Annotated in this window: 20 protein-coding genes; 11 read left to right on the forward strand and 9 right to left on the reverse strand. The window is 64.5% G+C overall.

The features are described 5' to 3' along the window. Positions 1 to 6 precede the first annotated feature (6 nt). Genes TRD_RS11940 through TRD_RS11955 form a run of 4 tightly spaced genes read left to right on the forward strand, consistent with a single transcriptional unit; the run spans position 7 to position 3,382 of the window. On the forward strand, positions 7 to 813 hold the full coding sequence (locus TRD_RS11940; RefSeq protein WP_012642848.1) for a YceI family protein: 807 nt from the start codon (positions 7 to 9) through the stop codon (positions 811 to 813). Next, on the forward strand, positions 810 to 1,928 hold the full coding sequence (locus TRD_RS13955) for an alpha/beta hydrolase family protein (protein ID WP_012642814.1): 1,119 nt from the start codon (positions 810 to 812) through the stop codon (positions 1,926 to 1,928). Before TRD_RS11940 ends, TRD_RS13955 begins: the two co-directional genes overlap by 4 nt. A 45-nt stretch (positions 1,929 to 1,973) precedes the next feature. Then, positions 1,974 to 2,627, forward strand: a complete 654-nt coding sequence (locus TRD_RS11950; RefSeq protein ID WP_012643133.1) for an RNA polymerase sigma factor — start codon at positions 1,974 to 1,976, stop codon at positions 2,625 to 2,627. Then, a complete protein-coding gene (locus tag TRD_RS11955; protein WP_012643244.1) occupies positions 2,624 to 3,382 on the forward strand; it encodes an anti-sigma factor in 759 nt (252 codons plus the stop codon). Before TRD_RS11950 ends, TRD_RS11955 begins: the two co-directional genes overlap by 4 nt. 1 nt (position 3,383) lies before the next feature. Here TRD_RS11955 and TRD_RS11960 read toward each other — a convergent pair whose 3' ends face one another. Further along, on the reverse strand, positions 3,384 to 4,487 hold the full coding sequence (locus tag TRD_RS11960; RefSeq protein ID WP_012642807.1) for an aminopeptidase: 1,104 nt from the start codon (positions 4,485 to 4,487) through the stop codon (positions 3,384 to 3,386). Positions 4,488 to 4,744: 257 nt separating this feature from the next. On the opposite strand from TRD_RS11960, the gene TRD_RS11965 reads away from it, so the two are divergent. The 4 genes from TRD_RS11965 (at position 4,745) to TRD_RS13960 (ending at position 8,669) form a co-directional block, all read left to right on the forward strand. Next, on the forward strand, positions 4,745 to 6,385 hold the full coding sequence (locus TRD_RS11965) for a pilus assembly protein TadG-related protein (RefSeq protein WP_012643040.1): 1,641 nt from the start codon (positions 4,745 to 4,747) through the stop codon (positions 6,383 to 6,385). 112 nt (positions 6,386 to 6,497) lie between these two features. Beyond that, on the forward strand, positions 6,498 to 6,929 hold the full coding sequence (locus tag TRD_RS11970; RefSeq protein WP_012642905.1) for a TadE/TadG family type IV pilus assembly protein: 432 nt from the start codon (positions 6,498 to 6,500) through the stop codon (positions 6,927 to 6,929). Next, positions 6,926 to 7,336, forward strand: a complete 411-nt coding sequence (locus tag TRD_RS11975) for a TadE/TadG family type IV pilus assembly protein (RefSeq protein ID WP_012642877.1) — start codon at positions 6,926 to 6,928, stop codon at positions 7,334 to 7,336. The genes TRD_RS11970 and TRD_RS11975 overlap by 4 nt, the downstream gene beginning before the upstream one ends. Before the next feature lie 10 nt (positions 7,337 to 7,346). Continuing rightward, positions 7,347 to 8,669 carry a pilus assembly protein TadG-related protein gene (locus tag TRD_RS13960; protein WP_012642677.1) on the forward strand — a complete coding sequence of 441 codons (1,323 nt, stop codon included), beginning with the start codon at positions 7,347 to 7,349 and terminating at the stop codon, positions 8,667 to 8,669. A 255-nt stretch (positions 8,670 to 8,924) separates the two neighbouring features. Here TRD_RS13960 and TRD_RS11985 read toward each other — a convergent pair whose 3' ends face one another. Both TRD_RS11985 and TRD_RS13965 read right to left on the reverse strand, forming a co-directional pair. Further along, a complete protein-coding gene (locus TRD_RS11985) occupies positions 8,925 to 9,233 on the reverse strand; it encodes a GYD domain-containing protein (protein ID WP_012643136.1) in 309 nt (102 codons plus the stop codon). Between the two features lie 15 nt (positions 9,234 to 9,248). Then, complete coding sequence (locus TRD_RS13965) at positions 9,249 to 9,779, reverse strand: O-methyltransferase (protein ID WP_169302315.1); 531 nt, start codon at positions 9,777 to 9,779, stop codon at positions 9,249 to 9,251. Positions 9,780 to 10,006: 227 nt separating this feature from the next. On the opposite strand from TRD_RS13965, the gene TRD_RS11995 reads away from it, so the two are divergent. After that, entirely contained in the window at positions 10,007 to 11,365 is a 1,359-nt protein-coding gene (locus TRD_RS11995; protein WP_012642410.1) for an MFS transporter, read from the forward strand. 72 nt (positions 11,366 to 11,437) lie between these two features. Here the strand turns inward: TRD_RS11995 and TRD_RS12000 are convergent, their stop codons facing one another. Beyond that, positions 11,438 to 12,562 carry a quinone-dependent dihydroorotate dehydrogenase gene (locus TRD_RS12000; protein WP_012642428.1) on the reverse strand — a complete coding sequence of 375 codons (1,125 nt, stop codon included), beginning with the start codon at positions 12,560 to 12,562 and terminating at the stop codon, positions 11,438 to 11,440. Between the two features lie 44 nt (positions 12,563 to 12,606). On the opposite strand from TRD_RS12000, the gene TRD_RS12005 reads away from it, so the two are divergent. After that, positions 12,607 to 12,981 (forward strand): hypothetical protein, encoded by a 375-nt coding sequence (locus tag TRD_RS12005; protein ID WP_012642747.1) that lies wholly within the window; start codon positions 12,607 to 12,609, stop codon positions 12,979 to 12,981. Between the two features lie 137 nt (positions 12,982 to 13,118). On the opposite strand, the gene TRD_RS12010 is transcribed toward TRD_RS12005, so the two are convergent. From TRD_RS12010 to TRD_RS12020, 3 genes are read right to left on the reverse strand one after another with little or no spacing between them, the layout of a single operon-like run. After that, positions 13,119 to 13,832, reverse strand: coding sequence for an HAD family hydrolase (locus tag TRD_RS12010; RefSeq protein ID WP_012642697.1), 714 nt, complete (start codon positions 13,830 to 13,832; stop codon positions 13,119 to 13,121). A gap of 4 nt (positions 13,833 to 13,836) precedes the next feature. Next, the gene (locus TRD_RS12015) at positions 13,837 to 15,297 is read right to left on the reverse strand and encodes an RtcB family protein (protein WP_012642818.1); all 1,461 of its coding nucleotides are present in this window, start codon (positions 15,295 to 15,297) and stop codon (positions 13,837 to 13,839) included. 32 nt (positions 15,298 to 15,329) lie between these two features. Continuing rightward, positions 15,330 to 15,755, reverse strand: coding sequence for an archease (locus TRD_RS12020; RefSeq protein WP_012642698.1), 426 nt, complete (start codon positions 15,753 to 15,755; stop codon positions 15,330 to 15,332). A gap of 566 nt (positions 15,756 to 16,321) precedes the next feature. On the opposite strand from TRD_RS12020, the gene TRD_RS12025 reads away from it, so the two are divergent. Next, positions 16,322 to 17,872 carry a glycosyltransferase family protein gene (locus tag TRD_RS12025; RefSeq protein ID WP_012642654.1) on the forward strand — a complete coding sequence of 517 codons (1,551 nt, stop codon included), beginning with the start codon at positions 16,322 to 16,324 and terminating at the stop codon, positions 17,870 to 17,872. A gap of 8 nt (positions 17,873 to 17,880) precedes the next feature. Here TRD_RS12025 and TRD_RS12030 read toward each other — a convergent pair whose 3' ends face one another. Beyond that, on the reverse strand, positions 17,881 to 20,799 hold the full coding sequence (locus tag TRD_RS12030; RefSeq protein ID WP_012642795.1) for a molybdopterin-dependent oxidoreductase: 2,919 nt from the start codon (positions 20,797 to 20,799) through the stop codon (positions 17,881 to 17,883). Between the two features lie 10 nt (positions 20,800 to 20,809). After that, on the reverse strand, positions 20,810 to 22,342 hold the full coding sequence (locus TRD_RS12035; RefSeq protein WP_012642954.1) for a 4Fe-4S dicluster domain-containing protein: 1,533 nt from the start codon (positions 22,340 to 22,342) through the stop codon (positions 20,810 to 20,812). Positions 22,343 to 22,350: the final 8 nt, after the last annotated feature.

Consider the following 22,350-nt stretch of genomic DNA (forward strand, 5'->3'; position numbering starts at 1 on the left):
AACGACGTGAGGACGCAGCACCGATTGGGTGCACTGTTCGAAAGAATGGCGATCATCGCAGCGATCGCCGCGCTGTTGCTCGCGGCGTGTGGAGGAAGCGCTGCTCCCACGGCGACTCCCCTCCCCGCCACACCGCTGGCCCCCTCACCCACCCCGATGCCCACTGCCTTGATCCCGGGCCCGGTCGACACGCCGACGGCCGTCTCCACCGCCAGCCCGACCCCGACGCGCGCAATGATGGCAACACCTGCTACTGGTAGTGAAGCCAGTGCTGGTCTGATTTTCCGCATCGTGCCTGAACAGAGCGAGGCGCGCTATCGGGTGCGCGAGCAACTGCTGGGCCGATCTCTGCCCAACGACGCGGTAGGTAGCACGCGGGCGATCGAGGGACGCATCGTGTTCATGGCCGACGGAGCCATCGACAGCGCGCAGTCGCGCGTGACGGTCGATCTCACGACGCTGCGGAGCGACGAGGCGCGTCGTGACAATTACATCAAACAGAACACGCTCGAGGTCGCTCGTTTTCCCAAGGCTGAATTCCAGCCCACCGCTGCCCGCGGGCTCCCGTGGCCGTTGCCCCAGAGTGGGGAATTCAGCTTTCAGTTGGAGGGGAATCTCACTGTCCACGGCGTGACCAAGCCCGTCGTCTGGGACGTTCGTGCGACCGTCGACGGGTCGCGCATCACCGGGACAGCGACCACCACGGTGACGTTCGCCGACTTCGGCATGACGCAACCGCGTGTGCCGATCGTCCTGAGCGTGGAGGAGACGATCACCTTGGAGCTGGACTTCACGGTCGAACCGCAGTCATGAGGCGGCCGGCACGATTCACGCGACGCCTGCTGCTTCTCTCCAGTCTCGGGATCGCGGCAGCCTGCCGCAACCGACCTAACCCAACGCAAACTCCCAGCCTGCCCTCTCCCACCTCCTCTCTCGGGCCGGGGTCGACGGTCACCACCGCACCCCGGCCCTCTCCTTTTCTCCAGCCGACACCGAGCGTCACACCGACCGCGACACCTTCATCCCAGCCGTCGCCGAGCCCCACGCTCCTCCCGTCACCGACACCGCACCCTCTCGCGGCCTACACCATCGAAGGCCTCCGTGCCCGCCAGTATCGTGGCGGCCAGATCGAACTCCTCCGTACCGTTACCGAGACCGATACCTACACCTACTTCCATATCCGTTATCCCTCCGATGGGCTGCGCATCACCGGCGGCCTGCACCGACCCCACGGTCCGGGACCATTTCCTGTCGTCATTCTCTGTCACGGGTACATACCGCCAGACCAGTACTGGACTGGTGCCGACACGATCCAAGCGGCCGATGAGTTGGCCCGCCGAGGCTACCTCTGCCTCGCGCCCGACTTTCGCGGCTGGGGTGGTTCCGATACCGGTCCCAATTATTTCCGGACCGGCATCGTCATCGATACCCTGGAGCTGATCAGCTCCCTCTCCTCTCTCCCTGAAGCTGATCCGACGCGCGTCGGTCTCTGGGGACACAGCATGGGCGGCGGGCTCGTGGCCAAAGCAATCTGTATCGACGACCGTATCCGCGCTGCCGTGCTGTACGCGCCTGTGAGTGGCTGGGATCTCGACAATATCCGCAAGTGGGGCAACGGTGCGCGCCCCGACGATCCGCTGGGGCCGCTTTACGCGCAAGCAGCTCAGGACGAAACGTTCTTGCGATCGACCTCGCCACTCTTTCACTTTCACTTCGTGAACTGCCCTGTCCAGATCCACGTCGGTACCGCCGATACCGTGACGCCGCCGGAATGGTCACGGGCTATTCGTGACAGCTTACTCCTCGCTGGGAAACGAGTCGAGTACTTCGAGTATCCCGGCGAGGGACACGCGTTCTCGCCTCCGGCGTGGCGACAATTCATCGAGCGTACCGTTCTCTTCTACGATCGCACCCTCCGCACACCCTGAGCATGCTCTCCGGTATACTCGCCTTCGTCAGCGGGGAGCCGGACGATGCATCTGAGCGAGACGTATCGTCGTATAGTCCAATGCGGTGGGATCGTTCGCCGGGCGAACGAAACCGCAGAGCTGGAAGCCTGCAGCGACGAGCTGCTCGTCCGGCGCGTTGCCGACGGCGATACCCGAGCTTTCGAGCTGCTCTACGATCGGTACGCTCGACCGGTCTATTCGCTCGCCTGTCGCATGCTGGGCGATCCCAGCGAGGCTGAAGAGCTGCTGCAGGAGACCTTCTTGCGGTTTTGGCAGCAGGCCTCACGGTTCGAGGCACGACGCGGCTCGTTCGGAAGCTGGCTCATGAGTATCGCACACAACCTCGCCATCGATACCCTCCGCGCTCGCCGGCGCCGCCCACAACGGGCGGATTTCGTGGACCTGACCACGCTCCCCTGGCACGAGATCGACCAGGCGGCGTCGGCCCATGAGGCAGCTGAAGCGAGCGAGCTCCGCGACCGGGTGCGTCGAGCGATGGCGCAGCTTCCCGAACCCCAGCGCCTGGCGATCGAACTCGCCTATTACGCTGGCCTCACCCACAGCGAAATCGCGGCGGTCCTGGGTGAACCGATCGGCACCATCAAGACGCGCTTACGGCTGGGAATGCAGAAGTTACAGCAGCTCCTGCGCGAACAGCCAGCGGAGCGTGCGCCATGACCGAGCCAGCACCTCAGGTCGCCAACTGTCCGGATGATCTCCTTCCCGGCTACGCGCTCGGCGTCCTCGACCCTGAAGAATTGGAGGTGGTCGAGCATCATCTCGCTCGCTGCGCGCGCTGTCGTGCCGTCACTGCCGAACTCCGCTCGACAGCGCAGTTGCTCGCCTTCGCTCCCGCCCCCCAACCGGTCCCCGCTCGCGCTCGCCGTCGGCTCCGCGCCGAGCTTCACCTCCGGCAGCCCGCCTCGAGCCTCGTCGCTTGGTTGCGACGTCCTGCCTGGCTCCTGGCGACCGCCGCGACCGTTCTCGCTGCCTTCTTCGGCTGGCAACTTCTCCAGCAGCAGCAGGTCGCCCAGCAGCGTGCCCAGCTCGCTAGCCAAGCTGACTCGCAGCGACGCGCCGTGGTCCAGCTCCTCGCCCAGCGCGACGGTCTCTTGATCCGCCTCCAGGGACACGGAGCCGCCCGCGACGCGCACGGCGCGATCATTCTCGATCCGTCCAGCAATACCGCGCTGATCGCCGTCGAGGGGCTGCCCCGCCCGGCCCCCGGTCAAGCCTACGTGGTTTGGCTCGTCCGCGGGGAAGACTATCGTCAGGCGGGTATCCTGCCGATCGATGAACACGGTCATGCCGAACTGTTCCTCTCCCCACGCGAGCCGCTTCGTCTCTACGATGCCCTCGCGATCACGCTCGAGACCAACGCGCAGGCGACCAGTCCGAACGGCCAGCCGGTTGCGGTTGCCTCGCTCAATTAGATTAGATCAGGATTTCTCCGTCCTTCATGAACAGCTGGCCATCGACCCACACTTCGCTGTCTCGCCGCAGATCGCAAATCATGTCCCAGTGCACCGCCGAGCGGTTGCGACTCCCGGTTTCGGGATAGCCAGCACCGATCGCCAAGTGGAGCGTTCCCCCGATCTTTTCGTCGAACAAGATGTTCCCGGTGAAGCGGGTAATCGATCGGTTGAGCCCAAAGGCGAACTCGCCGACGAGGCGTGCCCCCTCATCGGTTTCCAGCATGCGATGCAAGAACGCCTCATTCCGCGCCGCCGTCGCCTTGACGACTCGGCCTCCTTCGAACCACAGCCGGATATCCTCGACCTGCCGCCCCTGCACCATCGACGGATAACTGAAGCGGATCGTCCCTTCCACGGAATCCTCGACCGGCCCAGTGAAGATCTCACCGTCGGGGAAGTTCTTTCGTCCATCGGCATTCACGAAGCGTCGTCCAGCGATCGACAAGCGGAGATCGGTATCTGGTGCCCGCACGTGAATTTCCCGTTTGTCCGCGAGCCAGTCGATGATACGCGCTTGCTCGCGCGACTGCTCCCGCCAGGCCGTTACCGGGTCCTCCCGATCGAGGAAGCCGGCCCGCAGGACGAACTCTTCGTATTCGGCGAGCGCCATTTCCGCGTCCTGCGCATACGCCTCGGTCGGATAGAGCGTCACGCACCAGGCCAGCTTCCCAGCAGCTGCCCGCTCGAGGTAGGTCTGACGCAGTTCCGTCCGTGCCCGTTGGTGCAGCTGCTGGCGAGCTGGATCGACCCCGGTCAACGCCTTGGTGTTGCTCTCGCTCAGGATACGCAAGAGCGCATCAGCCTGCTCCGGCCCCAGTCGCTCGTCCGGTGACACGAACGTGAGTTGCTGGTCGTTCGCCACGCGGAACATGATTTCAGCGAGTCCCGGCAGCGCGACCTGCACGACCGGATGAGCACCCCGTTCCAGCACGAGGCGATAGACCTCGCGGATCAAGGGAGCAGCGAGCGGCGTTCCCCCGATCACGACGAGCTGTTCTGGTTGCACCGCGAGCGAGTAGTCCACGAGCACTCGTGCCCATTTGGCGATCCGCGGATCAGTCATCGCGCGCCTCCTTCCATCTGCGCATCCTACAATGCCTGGAGGTTCCTTGTCCCCACTCGTGCCAACGCTACCCCTCCCTCGCACCACCGATCGAACCTGCGCGATGCCGCTCACCAGCATGCCCCTTCCCTCGAAAGGGCAACCGCTGGCCTCGCACCCGGATCAGCAGCCGATTCGGTACTTTCGGTTCTACCGCTCGTTGCACGACCGATCGTATGTTCTCTTCGAGGAGACGTCAGCGCTGCTGGAGGTTGGTCGTGCGCCTGGTCCATCCTGCAACTCGCTCGTCTGGCTGGCGCAAGGCATCGCCTGGCCAGGTCTTGCTCCTCCTCGCGCTGATCCTTCTCCTTTTACTGGGCTTCAGTGCACTGGCGGTCGACGTTGCCCACGCCTATGCCGAGCGTCGTCTCCTGCAGAATGCCGTCGATGCCGCGGCACTTGCTGGGGCGCGGGCCCTGTTTGAAGGGCGTTCGCCGAGCGAGGCACGGACAGCAGCCCAGCAGGCATTCGATGGCAACCTCTCCGCCAACCACGACCCTGGTGAAGGGCTGACTGTCACGCAGTTCGATGTCCAGGTCGATCCCGCGACGCGGATAGTGCGCGTCAGTGCGCGGGCGGCGATCGAGCGCTTTTTCCTCGGAGCTCTCTATCGCGGTCCTTGGGAAACGAACGCGAATGCAGCCGCTCGCGTCGGCCAAAAACCGACCGACTATGCTTTCCTCGCGCTCGAGCGCGATAATCCCTCTACCGTCAACCTGATCGGCAACGTGAGCGTGCGCATCATCGGTGGCAGCGCCATGTCCAACGGCGGCATGCGCTGCGTGGGAAACGGCATCTTCCAGGCCGATGGCACAGTCGATGCGGCACTGACTTTTTCCCAAACCGGTAACTGCCGATTCCAGGCTGGGCAAGGGGTTCGGAGTGGCCTGAGTCCGGTCGACGACCCGCTCGCCGATATGCCGGAGCCGCCTCGACCGACCATCCCCAATCCTCCCGGAGGCCCGACTGTCACCTGCTCATCCAGCGGCAACACGATGACCTGTCCACCAGGACGGTACACCAGCGCTATCACCTATAGTGGAAACGGAACACTCTCTTTCTCTGGCGGAACCTACCAATTCGATCGCCCTGTCAGTTTCTCAGGAAACGGATCGGTCGTCCTCGGCCCTGGTTTCTACTACTTCGACAACGGCTTTTCCATCGGCGGGAACGCTTCGGTCATCATGAGTCCCGGTACCTATGTCTTCCAGGGATCAGCATTCTCGCTCGGTGGGAACGTCCGTCTGACACTCCGGGGGCAACCGACCCCGTGTACGAGTTCCGGCCAGGAGTTTCGCTTGTACTTCGACCAAAGTTCGTTCGCTGTTCAGGGCAACTTCGACTTGGTCGATGTCCTCCCCTGCGACGTCCTCGTCTACCTGCGTGACTCCGATTTCGCGCTCACCGGCAATACCGACTCGAACATCCCTCCCGGCCTGTATTACTTCGAGAGGGGAACGTTCCGCCTCCAGGGCAACCAGACGGTCACCGGTCGCGACGTCCTCTTCTACTTCGGGCCAGGTTCAGCCTTCGATGTCGTCGGGAATACCCGTTATCAGCTCAGCGGCGTCACCGACCCGCGCAGGCTTCCTTATCCTGGTATGCAACCTGGTCTCGTCCTCTTTCAAGCCCGCGGAAATACCGCCACACTGCGCATGGTTGGCAACAGCGGCGCACGCGTGGACGGCATTCTCTACCTCCCCAACGGCACGCTTGATCTCCGCGGGAACGCTTCCGGGACCTGGGCACGGGGCCAGCTGATCGTGAATCGTTTCACGACGAACGGCAATACCGACATCCGCATCGAGCGGGTCGAGCACGTGGTCATTACCCGGCCGACCGTCTGGCTCGTCGAGTAGTGCTACTCGCCCTGGCATCCCTCTCGCAGGCCGGTACGAAAAGCTCTACCACGCTCGTCCATCGCTTGCCGATCCTGCAACCGAGCACGGAGTGCGCCGGGAGCGTCGGGACATGATCGAGCAGCGTCTGCGCCAACCCGGTCAGTCGCTGGTCGAGTTCGCACTCGGCCTCCTCGTGCTGCTGCTCGTCCTCGCTGCCGTTGTCGACTACGGTCGGCTCCTCTACGCCGGTATCGCCCTGACCAATGTGGCCCGGGAGGGCGCGCACTACGGCTCCCTTTCGTCTGCCAATGCCACCGACAGTAACGGCATCCGTACCGCCGCGCTCACCGAGTACCGAGCGACCGGCCTTCCCTTGCTCTTCGGTAGCCAACCCACGATTACCACCAGTGTCACTTTCCAGAACGGGAAGCCGGACGCTGTCCGCGTGACTGCCACGCTCACCGTTCGCACCATGCTCCCTGTTCCGTTGCCCGTCACCGGTGATCGACTCAGTGACCAGCTGGTCATCCGCCGGACCGCCGAGATGCGAGTGCTGCCATGACGCACCGAGCACGTCGCGGCCAGAACCTCGTCGAGTTCGCACTCGTTGCCCCTCTCTTGTTTCTCTTCATCTTCGGCATCATCGAGTTCGGCTGGGCGTTCTATGTCTACAGCGAGCTCACCAATGCAGCCCGCGAGGGTGCGCGCTTCGCAGCCGTCCACGGCGAACTCTGCGCGCAGCATCCGCCCTGTCAGCCGGCGACCGCCGCGAGCGTCCGCGCTCACCTTTTGCCACGTCTCTCCATCCCTGATGCCGATCAGGTGACCGTCCAGCTCGACGGCTCCCTGACCCCTGGCGAGCGAGTCACTGTCGAACTCGCCTACCCCTTCCGTCCGCTCGTCGGTTTCGCGATTCCCAGCGCTGGTCTCACCATGCGCACCAGCAGCACGATGATCGTTCACTACTGAGGAGGGCGCCATGCGTCACGCGGCCCGCGCTCAAGCACTCCCGCTCCTCGCGCTCCTGCTCGTCCCCTTGCTCGGCTTCGCTGCCCTGGGAACCGATGCCGCCTACCTCTATGCCCAGCGGCGACTCACGCAGAACGCGGCCGATGCAGCGGCCCTCGCCGGTGCCCGCGAGCTGCTCGCCCGGGCAGCGACCGATAGCCAGGTCGTCCTCGCAGCTACGACGTACGCCGCGGCCAATGGCTTTCCCCCGCCAGTCCCTTCCGACTCGATCTCCATCATCCGTCCCGATACCGTGCGCGTCAGGCTCGAGCGCTCAGTGTCGCTCTTCTTTCTCCCCGTTTTGGGCACCGACTCGCTGCGTATCGCTGCCCGCGCGACCGCCCGCATCACCCAGGCCCCTGGCGAATACGCGCTGCTCGCGCTCGAGGACCTGATCACCGACCCAGGCATCTACGCCAATGGAACGACCGATATCTATGTCCTCGGGCGAGGACCCAGCGGACACGGCGCCAGCGTTCGCTCCAACGCTGCCATCGATACGCGAGGTACGGTGACCTTCATCGTCGATGGCTGCATCGATGCTGCTGGCATGATCAACCAGAACGGCACCTGGCAATACGACTGTCTCAACGCGGAGTTGGGCGACTATGTCCCCGATCCCCTCGCCGGCCGCGTGTCAGCGCCGCCGCTCAGCGCGCTCCGCTACGACTGGCGCCCCGATTGCACCGGCTACACTGGATCCCTCGAATGTCGGCAGCTCCCACCTTGCGCGGAAACCGTCACTCTCGGCCCTGGCCTCTATCGTGGACTGCAGCTGCCCCGCGACCTCCCCCGCGCCAGCGGACGTGGACCCTGCACGCAGGCACGCATTGTCAAGTTCACCGCTGACCCAGGCAGCGTTCCAGTCGTGTACCTCGACAACACGACCATCCAGCTCGGCAATACCAACACCCGGCTCGAAACACAGGGTGTCCTCCTCTACGTGACCGGCACAGGCAACCTCATCGATCCCAAAAACGGCGAACTGCACCTCGAGGCACCGCAGTCGATCCCGTATCCCGGTGGCCTCGCCGGCATGGCCGTCTGGATCGCCAACTGTTCGCTCTTCGACAGCCAGGGTAACGGCGAGTTCTACGTCCGCGGGCTCTTTTACGCGCCCTGCTCGCAAGTCACCATGCACGGCAATCCCTACGGAACGGCCATCGAGGGTCAGGTCATCGTCCGTGACCTCACTATCAAAGGGACATCGGATTTCCGCGTCCAGTATCGGAAGTACGTGGACACGTACCGCAATACGGTCGTCCTCGTTCCCAACCAGCCGGACAGCGAGTGACGCCCACCTCTCGGTGCACACGACCGATCGCCGGTGAGAGAACGCGCGACCGCACCCGATCTGCGCTGCAGTCCGTGCCGCACAGCCTACTTCTGTCTCCGGCCCTCGCGACACAGCGCCAGGTAACGACTCACTCAGCGGGTTCACCACTGCCTCTCGCTCGCCGCGAACGGTTTTCGTAATCTGCAAGAGCACGCGACCTCGCCCCCTGCCACCTGGGGCTGAACGAAGCACGAGCGCGAGGATGGAAGAGGCTCAGTCGTCGCCTTCTGCTCGTCCCTCCTTGAGCCGGGCGATGAAGTCATCGATCGGGATGGCGGGCATCGTCATCAGCTTGACCGTTCCACGCGCTCCGAGTTCCACCGAGACGCGCGCGATCGTCTCGTTGTCCGGTGCCTCGACGATGTTCACGAAATCGTACGGCCCCAAGACAGCCCACTGATGCAAGACCTTCACCCCGAGACGCTCGATCTCCGCATTGACCTCCTTGATCCGCTCGGGATGCTCGTGCAGCGTCTCCATTCCGTCGTCGGTCAGGCTGCTCAACATCACATAGATCGGCATCGCTCCGTCCTCCTTTCATTCACGCCCTCGACTCGGCCACCAGACCCCGATCAGACTCTGCCCGCGCATGGGCAACTCCACCGTCCGCAAGTCGATCTCGGCCCGTACCGTCTCCCGAAACGGCCGCGCCGCCTCCCTGGCCAATCCCTCCGCCAGGATGACTGCACCCGGTCGCAGCCGGTCCCGCACGGCCCGGTAGTAGTCGAGATAGCCGCTCCGGTCGGCCGCCAGCCGGACCAGATCGAACGGCCCAGCCACCGTGTGGATCGTCCGGTGAGCGTCCCCCTGCAGGAGTTGCACGCGCTCCATCAGCCCCAGGTCCTCCAGGCGTCCAGTGACGGACTCGATGACTATCGGATCCTGTTCCAGCACGACCAAACGACCGCCGGTCTGCTCCATCGCATCGGCTAACCACACGGTCACGACCCCGGGACCAGCTCCGACCTCCAGTGCCAGCTGTCCCCGCACCGCCAGAGCCACCAGGTGAGCAAGCCGCGCGACGAGCGGCCAGTCCCCACCCGCCTCGCGGGCAAGCTCCTCCAGCATCGGCAGCCTCGTCTCCACTGTCGTCGTCCCCTGATCGGCCGAGAACCTGAATCGATCATACCGCATCCTTCCGCGAGGTGAGCACACCAGCCCCTCGCTCTGGAGTAACTCCTCCTCGACCTGCATGAGCAGCCTCGTTCGCGGATACCGAACGACCACCGCACTGTGGTGTGCATTCGCAGTACGCTTGCGCACCAGACGGGAGGGTGGCAGATCGGAGGGTTACCATGCTCTCGCTCAGCCAACGCCTGGACGAACTCCCACTCACGCGCGAGCACTGGCGCATCGTCCTGCTCGCTGGGATCGGCTGGATGTTCGACGCCATGGATGTCGGCCTCGTCGCGTTCGTCCTGGTCAGTCTCGGACGCGACTGGAATCTGAGCCGTCCCGAGCTCGGACTCGTCGCCAGTGCCGGATTTCTCGGCATGTTCCTCGGGGCACTCCTGGCCGGCCGACTCGCCGACCGCTATGGCCGCCGAACCATGTTTCTCGCCAATTTGCTCCTCTACAGCCTCGGTACCGCTCTCTGCGCGCTCGCCTGGAATTTCCCGTCCCTTATCCTCTTCCGTTTCCTCACCGGTATCGGGCTCGGCGGTGAACTACCGGTCGCCGCAGCGCTCGTCAGCGAGTTCGCTCCGGCTCGCCATCGTGGTCGCATGCTCGTCATTTTGGAAAGTTTCTGGGCGTATGGATGGATCCTGGCTGCTGTCATCGGCCTGCTCGTCGTTCCCCAGCTGCCGAGCTGGGGTTGGCGCGTTGCCTTTCTCATCGGCGCGCTGCCTGCGCTGACCGCTGCGTATCTGCGCCGCCAGCTCCCCGAGTCTCCCCGCTATCTCGATATCGCTGGTCGGCACACCGAGGCGGTCGCTGTTTTGCGTCGCTTCGAGCAAGCCGCGAGTATGCCGCCTGCTGAAGTGACCACGACACCTGCTCCCCCGCACCCGTCTTTTGCCCAGCAGTTTCGCGCCCTCTGGAGTCGGCAGCTCCTCCGGCGTACGGTGATGCTCTGGCTCCTGTGGTTCGGCATCGTCTTCGCCTACTACGGCGTCTTCACGTGGCTTCCCTCGTTGCTGGTCGAACGCGGGCTCACGGTGGCCCGCAGCTTCACCTATGTCTTCATCACGACACTCGCGCAGATCCCTGGCTACTTCTCGGCCGCCTACCTTGTCGATCGGTGGGGCCGCAAGCCGACGCTGGTGACCTACCTGCTCGGCTCGGCGCTTTCCGCCTGGCTACTCGGGAACGCCGGGACAGCGCCGATTCTCGTGCTTTGGGGTTGTGCGCTCTCCTTCTTCAATCTCGGCGCCTGGGGGGTCGTCTATACCTACACGCCGGAACTCTATCCCACGACGCTGCGGGGCTTCGGCTCGGGTGCTGCCGCGAGTTTCGGCCGTATCGCTGGCATCATCGCTCCCTACCTCACCCCTTGGCTGCTCACCAGCGGCGGTTTCTCTCAGCCGGCTGTCTTCGCGCTCTTCATGGCCGTCTTCGCCGTCATCGCGGCCGACGTGCTCCTGCTCGGCGAAGAGACGCGTGGTCGCCCACTCGAACACGTCAGCCCGACGCCAGCACAGCTCGCACGCTGACGGAAACGCGCTCAACGGCATGAAAGCGGCCCCACGGCGAACGGACACGGCAGCGCGCGAACGGAAACGCGCTCAACGCCCGCGGAGCGCCCGTACCGACGGCAGCCCCTGTTCGTCGAGATACCGGAGGAGCCCACGCAACAGCACGGCCGGCAGAGCCGGACCTCGAAACACCAGACCGGTATAGACCTGCACCAGATCGGCACCCAGGCGCAGGCGCTGGATCACGTCGTCCGTCTCCAGCACTCCACCCACGCTGATCAGAGCGAGACGTCCCCCGGCGCGATCCGCAGCGTTGCTCAAGAGCTCGACCGCTCTCTTGCGGAGCGGACGCCCACTCACCCCACCCGGCAATGCTCCTGCACCAGCTGGGCGGAGCGACGGATCGATGCTCGTATTGCCGAGGATCAGGCCGTCCGCTCCCACTGCCACCGCGATCTCGATGGCGTCAGCCAGTGCCCCAGCGTCCAGGTCCAGCGAGACCTTGACGAAGAGTGGGCGCGGTCGGGCACGCTGGAGTGCCGCCAGTGTTCGGTTGGTTTCCTGAACCGCGGCTAGCACCTGCTCGAGTCGCTCACCCCGCTGCAATTCCCGGAGTCCCGGCGTATTGGGCGAACTCACGTTCACCACCACGTAATCGGCGACGTCCCACAGCGCCACCAGCGTCGCGCAGTAATCCACGACCGCCTGCTCCAGCGGGGTCCACGCATTCTTGCCGAGATTGATGCCGACTGGCCCGGGAAACCAGCGGCCGACGAGTCGCGCCCGCACGGCTGCCACACCGTCGCTGGGGAAGCCCAGCGCATTGACCAAGGTCTCGTCCTCCGGGAAACGCCACAGTCGGGGACGGGGATTCCCTTCCTGTGGGCAAGGGGTAACCGTCCCGACTTCGACCGAACCGAAGCCGAGGCCGAACCAGGCTGCCACCGCTTCCGCATTCTTGTCTACACCAGCGGCCAAGCCGATCGGATTCGGAAACGTCAGGTCGCCCACTTCCACCCGCAGCCGCTCGTCATCGGGCACCCGGAACACGCGCCGCAGCACCCGTTCCGACCCAGGGCAGCGGGACAGCCTGCTGAGTACCCCGAGTACCAGCCGGTGGGCATCTTCCGGATCCAGCCGAAAGAGGAGCGGTGTGACGATCCGCCGATACCAGCCCATGCGCGCGACCTCTCCCCGATCCTCCCCGCTCTCCATGCTACCCTTTCTTCGTGCCTGCGGAACCCGGGAGACGATGACCGATGCGACTCTGCTACGATCCGGCCGACGACGTGCTCGTGCTCGATTTGGAGCTACCAGGCCAGCTGGCCCGAGCGAGCGCTCCCCCGATCGCTCATGCGCGCGGCCTCCTGGACGTCACCGAACGAGGCTCCCTCGCCGGCTTAGAGATCTCGCTGACCGATCTACCACCAGCTCTGGCCGAACTCTGCCGTGCCCTCGCGGCCGATGACGAGGTCACGTACATCGAAATCGAGCGGGTCGCCGCGGCCCGGTCGCTCCGCACGGTGACGGTTCCCATCATGTTTCGCTGGGACGGAGACCAGGGACGACTCAGTCTGCGCATTCCCCGCCGCACAGCCGACTACGAACTCTTGTATCCAGTCGGTGCGACGTGATGGCTCATCCGGCGCTCCGGGGGAGCGTCCGTCGATCGCATCCCTTCGAACCAGCTGACGATGCCACCGCAGCCGAGACGGCTGTCCGACCTTCCTCTACCACCGCAACAGGGTCATTCCGTCAGTCACTCTGGATCTCAGGATGGCTCAGCCAGCGTCCACTCGTAATCGGCCGCCCGCACACCCACTTCGTCGAGATGTCGCAGGAGATCGGCCGGATCGTCGTACACCCGGTAGGCTCCCGCCTCCAGGAGTTCGCCCGCTCCGTAGCCGCCCGAAAGCAGGCCAACGCTCAAAGCCCGTGCGCGGCGGGCGGCCAGCATATCCCAAACACTGTCCCCAACCACCACCGACTCCCCGATCTCCACGCCGAGACGCTCGGCTGCCGCGAGGAAGAGATCGGGATCAGGCTTCGCGTGCCGCACATGATCGCGCGTCACGAGCGGGATCTGGTCTGCATCCAACCCCAAGACAGCGACGGTCTTGCGCGCACTCTCCAACCGGCCACTCGTGGCGATCGCCCAAGGAATTCCCAGCCGCGTCAGTTCGTCGAGCAGTTCCCGTGCCCCTGGCAAGGGACGAACCTGACCGAGCAAGCGACCATACGTCTCCGCATGAACCTGCTGCACGCGCCGGATCTCCTCGGCCGTCACTGCTCGGCCCGTCTCGCGCAAGAGACCAGCGAGAAACAGCCCACCGCTCATCCCGATGCGCCGGTGGATCCGCCAGATCGAGAGCTCGATTCCGATCGCCTCCAGCGCTTCCCGCCAGGCCACGACATGCTGGTAGACCGAATCGACGAGTGTGCCGTCCAGATCGAACAGGAAGGCCATACGCCGGTCATCACCCATCGTCTCACCCCTTCAGGCAGACGATCGGGCGCAACCGGGCGACACGCGCCACGATACCGGCATTGCACATTACCTCGACCACATGTTCGACATCCTTGTAGGCTCCGGGCGCTTCCTCGCTGATCGAAGCCTTCCCGTGGGCTCGGACGATGATCCCCTGCTTGCGCAGCTCTTCGATGATCCGCTCAGCCGGATACTGGCGCTTCGCCTGACGCCGGGACTTCGCTCGCCCGGCACCATGCAGGGCCGTTCCGAACGTCTCTCGCATACCCTGCTCGGTACCCACCAGAATGTAGCTCGCCGTACCCATCGTCCCGCCCACCAGGACGGGCTGCCCCACTGCTCGATACCGCTCCGGAAGTTCCGGGCGTCCTGGCCCGAAGGCGCGCGTCGAACCCTTGCGATGGACGAGCAGTCGGCGGCGCTCACCATTCACCTCATGCACCTCCCACTTCACGGTGTTGTGTGCCACCTCATAGAGCGTTTCGATCGCCGTATCGGGCACACGCAACGCCTTCCAAAAGGCCTGACGCACGAGATGCGCGAGCACCTGCCGGTTGGCGAACGCACAGTTCGCTCCCGCCATCACTGCCCTGAAATATTGCTGGCCCTCCGGACTCTCGATCGGTGCACACACCAGTTCCCGATCCGGTACCTCGATTCCGTACTTCCGGGTCGCTTTCTCCAGGAACGGGAGATAATCGGTCCCGATCTGGTGCCCGAGTGCCCGGCTGCCGGTGTGTAGCATGATCACGATCTGTCCCAATTCCAGCCCGAACGCTTCCGCTGCGCGCGCGTTGTAGATCTGGTCCACCACCTGTACTTCGACGTAGTGGTTTCCCGAGCCGAGCGTTCCCACCTGCGCCATCTGCCGCTGCTTGGCCGTATGGCTGACGACTGAGGGATCAGCATCGCTGAGACAGCCATGCTCCTCGATGTACTCCAAATCGTCCTCGCGCCCGTAGCCGAGCCGAACCGCGTACCGCGCCCCTTCCCGGAGGACACGGTCGATCTCTTTCGTCGAAAGCTTCAGTTCCCCGGTACTGCCGAGACCTGCCGGGATCACTTCGAACATCGTATCTGCCAACTTCTCCTCTTTCCCTGTCAGGTCGCGGCGTGTGAGGTGAGTGCGCAAGCAACGCACGCCGCAGTTGATATCGAATCCCACCCCGGCGACGCTGATCACGCCTCCATCTTTTGGATCGAAGGCCGCTACACCCCCGATTGGGAAGCCATAGCCGGGATGGACGTCCGCCATCGCCATCGCTGCCTTGACGATTCCCGGCAAGCACGCCACGTTTTCCAGTTGCTTGAGCGCATTCCACTCTTCGCTGCTCTGGTTCTCCATCAGTTCGCGCAGCGAGCGCTCGTCGAGATACAGTCTGGCCGGAACGCGCATCTTGCCGTGCGGCGGGATCTCGAAAAGATACTCATGGATCTTCCGCACGTGCAGTGCTCGATTCATGGTTCTCCCTCCCAGTTACGCGGTACAGCCGGTCAGAGATCGAGCACGCAGCGCAAGCGCCAACCTGCCTCGTTCTCCTCGGCGAGCAATCCGCCGTAGGTCGCCGCTTTCACCTCGATCTCGACCGCGTGTCGGTTCAGGTCGATCGGTTCTCCCCAGAGTGTCCCTTCGACCACCCAGTGATCGTCAACTTGCTCCAGATGCGTCAACTCGAAGTCGCGAAAAAACATACCGTGGAGATCCACGGCAGCCAGTACAGCGTTCAGCAGAGCGACGAACAAGGAGCCAGGATCGCTCGCGGTCGCCTGGACCGGGACCGCCTGGCGCGGCTCCACCGTCTCCGGATCCACCAGGAGCGCGAGAAGACCACGCACCCCATCCCGGAGCGCTTCCTCCAGGCTCGCTCCGGTCGCCTCCAGGCCGATATCCGCTTCGTGGTCCAGATACTCGTATGGCATTCTCGCATCCTCTCGTTTCCTGGGGTCTGCCCCGTGCAGGACAGCCTACCCCAGACGCGAGCACTCTACCCGTCGCTCCACACACCGACAGGCTGAGCGTAGACGAGTATCCCGCTTCCTGTCAAGTCGAGCTGCTCATCTCGACAACTTCTCCCACTTCGCCGCTGCTGCCTCGGATGACTCTCGGGGGTTTCCTTTCGCCGAGAGACTGGCCTTCACCACGTCCCGCCTCATCTCGAGGCCGGTCGCGGCATACGCAGCGACACGATGCCACCGCGAGCCCCGTGAGCACCTCCCGGGTGGCGGAGGAAGGGCTGAACCCCGGCCATCATCTCACTGCACGGCAGATCTCCTTCTCCGAGCTCTTCGCCAGAAGGACGGATACCCCTCGCCCCGCCTCTGCGGGAGAGACGAGCCACCGGCGATTTACCAGTATTCGAGGGAGCACTGACCCGGACGGCCGACCATCGCAGGTATACTCCATCCGCCTTGTACACCGTCCCGGACTGGACGCGGCCGTTCGTCTGATCCTGAGTGTCCATGGTCGTTGATGGAGGCTCTCTTCGATGAATCTGTTCTCGAGGTTTCGTCCGAGCGATCCCCTCGCTCTCGTCCTCGCCTTTTTTGCTGCCGAATCGAGCATCGTCCTCAACCGGGTCGTCTTCGAGGCTTTGCCGCACACCGAGGACGAGGTCGCTTTTCTCTTCCAGGCGATGACCTACGCCCGGGGACACCTCCTCGCACCAGCTCCACCGCTCCCGGCAGCCTTCTTCATCCCCTTCGTCATCGTCCGCGACGGCATGTGGTTCGGCAAGTATCCACCCGGCTATCCACTCGTTCTTTCGCTCGGCGTGTTGGTAGGCTATCCTCCCCTCGTCAATGCCCTCGCTGCTGCTGCCTGCATTCTCCTCATCGTCGCGATCGGCCGCCGCTGGTACGATGCCACGACTGCTTGGCTAGCCGGCCTCTTGCTGCTCGTTTCGCCGTTCTTCCTGCTCCAAGCCGCGTCTTTGATGGCGCATACCGTGTGCCTGGCCCTTACCCTGCTTTTCACCTGGTCGTTCCTCGCAACCGTCGATCGCCCCAGTGCACGTGCGGCGATGCCCGGCATGGTGGCGCTCGCTCTGCTCGTCCTGGCCCGCCCGCTCACCGCGCTCGGCGTCCTCCTCCCCTTTGTCCTCTGGTCGACCTGGCGCTTCTGGCGAGTGCCGGCCTGGCGCCCACCAGCACTCCTCTTCGCGGCGAGCGGCCTCCTGGCCACGGCAGCGCTCCTGGCCTACAACCAGCGGACGACCGGCGACCCGCTCGTCTTCGGTTACCAGCTTTGGTGGCCCTTCGATAAAGTCGGCTTCGGATCAGGCATCTCGCCCGATGGTCATCACACGCTCCGCGACGGCTGGTTCAATACTCGCTGGAACCTCCGTGCCCTGGAACGACTCCTCTACGGCTGGCCGGGACGACTCGATCTCGTTCCCGCAGTCCTGGTCACCGCAGCGGCAGTGATCCAGGCACTCGCTCATCCCTTCCGTCTCCCGCCCGGGCGCCCGCTCTCTCGACCGACGACGCTCGATCTCCTCCTGGCTGCTCAGGCCGCGTCGCTGATCCTCGTCCATATGGCCTACTGGACAACCGGCGAGATGTACGGTCCGCGCTATTACGCCGAGGCGCTCGGGTCTTTGGCACTCCTCTCGGCGCGCGGGCTTCTCACCGCGCTCAGGTGGCTGGAAACGAGTTGGCTCCTCCTGGCCCCTTCGCGGCAGGCACCGCTCATCCTCCGCGTGGGAGCGGTGCTCATCCTCGTCTCACTCATCGGCTGGGGTCTCATCCGAACCGGTGTCCCATTCTGGCAAAGCTACCGCCAGTGGAACCACATCACGGCTGAGCCGGCTCGCACCATCGCCGAACGAGCTCCACACGGTAGCCTGATCCTCGTTCCGGCGCGCTACTGGACCGACTACGCTCCCTTCTTCGTCCGGAACGATCCCTGGCTCCAAGCGCCGGTCATCTTCGCCCTCGACCTCGGTCCCGGATACGAGGAGGCTTGCCGCCAGGCGTTCCCCGGACGCGCGCTGTACCGGGCGGATCTCCAGTACGCCTCGCTCATCCCGTTATCGTGAAGGACTGCTCAAGCTCCGCTCGGTCGCGGGCCATCTCCCCGACCGGTCGGACTGTCGATCCGGTAGGCGCTCGGATCCGGCTTGTATGGCCGCAGCATCCAGATCGGACGCCGCGTGCCGTCCGGTCCTGGAGCGGGACGTGTCATCGCCAGCCAGCGCCGGTAGACTTCCATCGACTTGCGCGTATCCACGACCACGTCCCCGTACCGGTCATCCGGCCCCGCTTTGACGATGCGCACCTTCTGATGCCAGCAGTGCTGTCCGCTGATCGGGTCGGGTTGGACCGGAAAGGTAAGATTTTGGTGAACACCGGCGTCACCCCAGAAGACCAGCTGGGAATCCGGATCCCCACTGGCGAACGGTCGCACACCTGCTCGCTGCCGCAACCGGTACCGCCCGTCCGACAAGCGCTCGATCTCCACGAGTGCCGTGGACCAGCGCTCGCCGCCGGTCCCCTCAGCCAGGCGCCAGCGACCCAGATGATGCGAGCAGGCCGCTACTCCAGGGCGGATCGCCTCCGTCACCCAGACACGATCGACGAAGTAGCCGATCTCCGTCTCCACCCTGACCAGGTCGCCGGTCCGCACACCGATTCGCTCGGCATCGCTCGGGTGTAGCCACAGCGGGTTGGAGTGCGTCAGCTCGTTGAGCCACTTGGCATTTCCCGAACGTGTGTGGATCAGCGTGGGCACGCGGAAATTGGGGAGCAACACCATCTCGCCCGCTGCCCGGTCCAACTGGTTGGGACCGACGTGGCTCTCGATGGTGCAGGGGATCGCGTACTCCGGCCAGCCCCACTCCCAGAGCGTACGCGAGAAGAATTCCAACTTCCCTGACGGTGTCGGGAAACCTCGCTTCGGCTCGCCGTCCACCATGACCCCGGCCCATCGGCCCCGTGGGCCAGGCGGAACTCCCGGAACCGGCACGATGTTCGTCGTATGGGGCGGTGGTGTCAGCGTCCAGATCCGCCCGTTTTCCGGATCGACCCACGATTGTGCCAGCTCCTCCTCTGGAACCGGATCCTCGTATTGGCGATAGCGCTGCTTTTCCAGCTCGAAGGCGCCGTACCGTCGCATGTACTGGAGCGGGGTCAGTCCTTCGGCGGCCGCTGCTTCCGGCAGCCCAGGAATCGAGTGCTCGAAGATCCACTGGTAGTACTCGTCGACGGTTACCTTCTCACCTGGCCGATACGGCGACTCGTACCACCGTCGGATCCCCAGCGAGCCATCCGGATCCACCCGCCAGGACAGTTCGATCCAGAATTCGTTCTCCTCCCAAACTTCGCCAGGATTCGCCTCGTAGGTCACGCGCACTGGCTGTCCGAGCTTCTCGCGCGCGACGCGGAGCACCGGTTGGCGAAAACCGATCCAGCGAGCGGCATGTGTCTCGTACGAGTGAGTGTCGTGTCGTTCCGGCGCATGTCCCATCGGCAAAACGTAATCGGCGTACCACGCCGTCTCGCTCCAGGTCGGTGTCAAGGCCGCGTGCAGCTCGATCAACGACTCGTCCTGCAGGACCTCGATCCAGGTGAAGCCGTCCGGGTTCGTCCAGACGGGGTTGTACACGCGCGTGAAGTAGACAGCGAGCTTGCCACGGCCTTCCTTTAGGAAATGCGGAAGCAAGAAGCTCATCTCGTGATGAGCCAACGGATACTCCTTCGGCCAGGTCAGTTCGTTCCAGACCTTCTGGCGCGGGGGCTCAGCGAACGGCCGGGGCACGTGCTTGTCCCAGATGTTCGGTTGTGTCCCACCGGGTGTACCCACGCTCCCTGTGAGCACATTCAAGAAGAAGAGCGCCCGCGGCACCGTCCAGCCACCCAGGTGTGCCGCCGCCGCTGCACGCCAGTTGTGTGTCGAGACAGCCGGCGCCGCCCGAGCGAGTTCCTGCGCCAACTCGACGATCGTCCTCGCCGGGATGCCGCTCAGCTGCTCGGCCGCCTCCGGTGTGTAGCGCGCGTATTCTTCCTTCAGCCGCTGGACGAACTCGTCGAAGGTGACTGGACAACCAGGATGGACGACACGCAGATATTCGTCCCAGTTCGTCCAGCGCCGGACGAACTCGCGGTCGAACCACTCCTCCTGGATCAAGACGTTGGCGATACTCAGAAGAACGAACGCCTCCGTACCGGGGGCAGCTGGCAACCAGTAGTCGGCCATCGCCGCGGTGTTCGACAACCGCGGATCCATCACCGCCAGCTTGGCGCCCCGCTGCTTGGCCTCCATGATGCGCTGCGCGTGCGGGTTGAAGTAGTGCCCGCTCTCCAGGTGCGCGCTCACCAGGAAGATGAAGCGGGCATTGGCATGATCGGGCGAGGGACGATCGGCACCCATCCACACGGCGTAGCCGAAGCGTCCGCCCGACGAGCAGACATTCGTGTGCGAGTTGTGCCCGTCCACACCCCACGACCACAGGACGCGCTCCATGAAGCCGTCTTCACCAGGACGGCCAACGTGGTACATCACCTCGTTCTGCCGTCCCTCGAGAAAGGCTCGGCGCATCCGCCCCGCGATATCGTCCAGCACCTCGTCCCAACTGACGCGCTCCCACTTGCCCGACCCGCGTGGCCCGACCCGGCGCAGCGGGTAGAGGATCCGTTCCGGATCCTTGACCTGGTTGATGGTGGCAGGACCCTTGGCGCAGTTTCGACCCCGGCTTCCCGGATGGAAGGGGTGCCCCTCCAACTTGCGGATATCCAGCGTTTCCTTGTCGACGTAGGCGAGAAGGCCACAGGCTGCCTCGCAGTTGAAACAGACGGTGGGGATCAGGAAGTAGCGCCGCACCCGTTCGTCCGGTCCTCGCTCTTCCCAATCGTCCCATCGCTCGGGCGGGGGATAGCTGGCCAGTCCACTCGTCCGCTCGGGAACGAACGGTTCCCGGACAGCACGTCTTTCTGCCTGCATCGTCGTCGCTCGCGACTCGCGCTGCATCGTCGCCCCCTCAACTCAACGGGATATCTTGCCCGGCCTCGACCCAGAGTCGCTCGTAACTCCAAAGCCCGATCAGGGCTGCGACCGCCGCGACAACGCTCCAGGGCGCGAGATTCCCACTCGCCCATCCGAGAGCCAGCGCGATCAGGGGTACCAGCACACCGACACCAAGGCCGACCACGAGCAGCTCTCCACGATAGGGGCCATGCGTCAGCAGGCGAGCAGCCTTGGCGACATGCAGGTTGGCGTGCGGAACCAAGAGTTCACTGGCTACCAGCACGAGCAGCCCGATCAACCCACCACCCAACACCAGGCCGAGCCACGCTCGCCCCTCGAGTGCTCCGCCCGCGACCAACAGCAACAGGAGAGCAGCCGTACCGGCCACCAACGCTTGCACGAGCAGGATGGGAAGTAAGAGCGGGCTCTGCCAGAAGTCGCGCCCCTCCGCCTGACCGAAGAGAAAAGCCGTGTAACCCGCCGCCGCGATCCCGCCCGGCAGCGCGAGCCAGGCGAGCAGGCGCTCGATGCCCTGCCAGCCGGCGAGCGACGCAACAGCCCAGAAGAACGCGAGACCTCCCACCACCAGGAGGATGTAGCCGCCCCAGACGAGCCAACTCCGTGGATTCGGTTTGACCAATAGATACCAGAACCGCTCCGGCCGCTTGAGGTCCCAGATCAGAAGCACGGCGGTGATGGCCAGGAACACCATCCCGATCGCCGCTGCTCCGATCCCGAGCAGCCGATCGCTCATCACGCCACTGGCGAGCAACGGCCCACCCAACGCCAGCGCACCGCTTCCGATCGACTTCGTCCAGAGATAACTAGCGACCTTCCATCCCCACGGTTTGGGATGCCAGACATCATAGGCTACCCGCGCATCGGCTGGCCCCGGGAGATACTCGGTGCCACGCACTGCCTCGGCCGGGCGATCGTCCGGCCGCACCTCAGCCCACAGGTACCCGTTCGTCCGCGTCTGCACCTCGGGTGTGAGACTTGCTTCGTCCGCCCCGAGGTAGAACAACTTGGGGCGCGTCCCCTGCTCCGGCTTGCGCACCATCACCGGTTCGCGGGCAACGAGCTGATGGATCTCGCTCGTCGGGTCGTCGAGGTCTCCCGCGATGATCGCTTTCTCGGGACAGACGACGACACAGGCTGGAAGCAGGCCTTGATCGACCCGGTGACTGCAGTAATTGCATTTGGCTGCTGTCCGGGTGATCGGATCGATGTAGAGCGCATCATAGGGGCACGCTTGCATACACGACTTGCAGCCGATGCACCGGTCGGCATCGAAGTCGACGATGCCGTCCGGTCGACGGAAGAGCGCCTTGGTTGGGCAAATCGTCACGCAGGGCGCATCGTCGCAGTGATTGCAGCGCAGTACCGTGAACGATCGCCTGGTATGTGGGAACGTCCCCTTTTCGACGTACTTCACCCATGTCCGGTAGACCCCGAGCGGAACGAGGTTCTCCGATTTACAAGCGACCGTGCAGGCATGACAGCCGATGCATTTGCGCTGGTCGATGACGAACCCATAGCGCGCCATCGGCGTCC

Origin of the sequence: Thermomicrobium roseum DSM 5159 (genome assembly GCF_000021685.1) — a bacterium.
GTDB classification, from domain to species: domain Bacteria; phylum Chloroflexota; class Chloroflexia; order Thermomicrobiales; family Thermomicrobiaceae; genus Thermomicrobium; species Thermomicrobium roseum.

What these genes read in the sequence shown, in the direction of transcription:
- TRD_RS13955 (WP_012642814.1), top strand. Translation starts at nt 810, where the DNA reads ATGAGGCGGCCGGCACGATTCACGCGACGCCTGCTGCTTCTCTCCAGT.
- TRD_RS11950 (WP_012643133.1), top strand. Translation starts at nt 1,974, where the DNA reads ATGCATCTGAGCGAGACGTATCGTCGTATAGTCCAATGCGGTGGGATC.
- TRD_RS11955 (WP_012643244.1), top strand. Translation starts at nt 2,624, where the DNA reads ATGACCGAGCCAGCACCTCAGGTCGCCAACTGTCCGGATGATCTCCTT.
- TRD_RS11960 (WP_012642807.1), bottom strand. Translation starts at nt 4,487, where the DNA reads ATGACTGATCCGCGGATCGCCAAATGGGCACGAGTGCTCGTGGACTAC.
- TRD_RS11970 (WP_012642905.1), top strand. Translation starts at nt 6,498, where the DNA reads ATGATCGAGCAGCGTCTGCGCCAACCCGGTCAGTCGCTGGTCGAGTTC.
- TRD_RS11975 (WP_012642877.1), top strand. Translation starts at nt 6,926, where the DNA reads ATGACGCACCGAGCACGTCGCGGCCAGAACCTCGTCGAGTTCGCACTC.
- TRD_RS13960 (WP_012642677.1), top strand. Translation starts at nt 7,347, where the DNA reads ATGCGTCACGCGGCCCGCGCTCAAGCACTCCCGCTCCTCGCGCTCCTG.
- TRD_RS11985 (WP_012643136.1), bottom strand. Translation starts at nt 9,233, where the DNA reads ATGCCGATCTATGTGATGTTGAGCAGCCTGACCGACGACGGAATGGAG.
- TRD_RS13965 (WP_169302315.1), bottom strand. Translation starts at nt 9,779, where the DNA reads ATGCTGGAGGAGCTTGCCCGCGAGGCGGGTGGGGACTGGCCGCTCGTC.
- TRD_RS11995 (WP_012642410.1), top strand. Translation starts at nt 10,007, where the DNA reads ATGCTCTCGCTCAGCCAACGCCTGGACGAACTCCCACTCACGCGCGAG.
- TRD_RS12000 (WP_012642428.1), bottom strand. Translation starts at nt 12,562, where the DNA reads ATGGAGAGCGGGGAGGATCGGGGAGAGGTCGCGCGCATGGGCTGGTAT.
- TRD_RS12005 (WP_012642747.1), top strand. Translation starts at nt 12,607, where the DNA reads ATGCGACTCTGCTACGATCCGGCCGACGACGTGCTCGTGCTCGATTTG.
- TRD_RS12010 (WP_012642697.1), bottom strand. Translation starts at nt 13,832, where the DNA reads ATGGGTGATGACCGGCGTATGGCCTTCCTGTTCGATCTGGACGGCACA.
- TRD_RS12015 (WP_012642818.1), bottom strand. Translation starts at nt 15,297, where the DNA reads ATGAATCGAGCACTGCACGTGCGGAAGATCCATGAGTATCTTTTCGAG.
- TRD_RS12020 (WP_012642698.1), bottom strand. Translation starts at nt 15,755, where the DNA reads ATGCCATACGAGTATCTGGACCACGAAGCGGATATCGGCCTGGAGGCG.
- TRD_RS12025 (WP_012642654.1), top strand. Translation starts at nt 16,322, where the DNA reads ATGAATCTGTTCTCGAGGTTTCGTCCGAGCGATCCCCTCGCTCTCGTC.
- TRD_RS12030 (WP_012642795.1), bottom strand. Translation starts at nt 20,799, where the DNA reads ATGCAGCGCGAGTCGCGAGCGACGACGATGCAGGCAGAAAGACGTGCT.
- TRD_RS12035 (WP_012642954.1), bottom strand. Translation starts at nt 22,342, where the DNA reads ATGGCGCGCTATGGGTTCGTCATCGACCAGCGCAAATGCATCGGCTGT.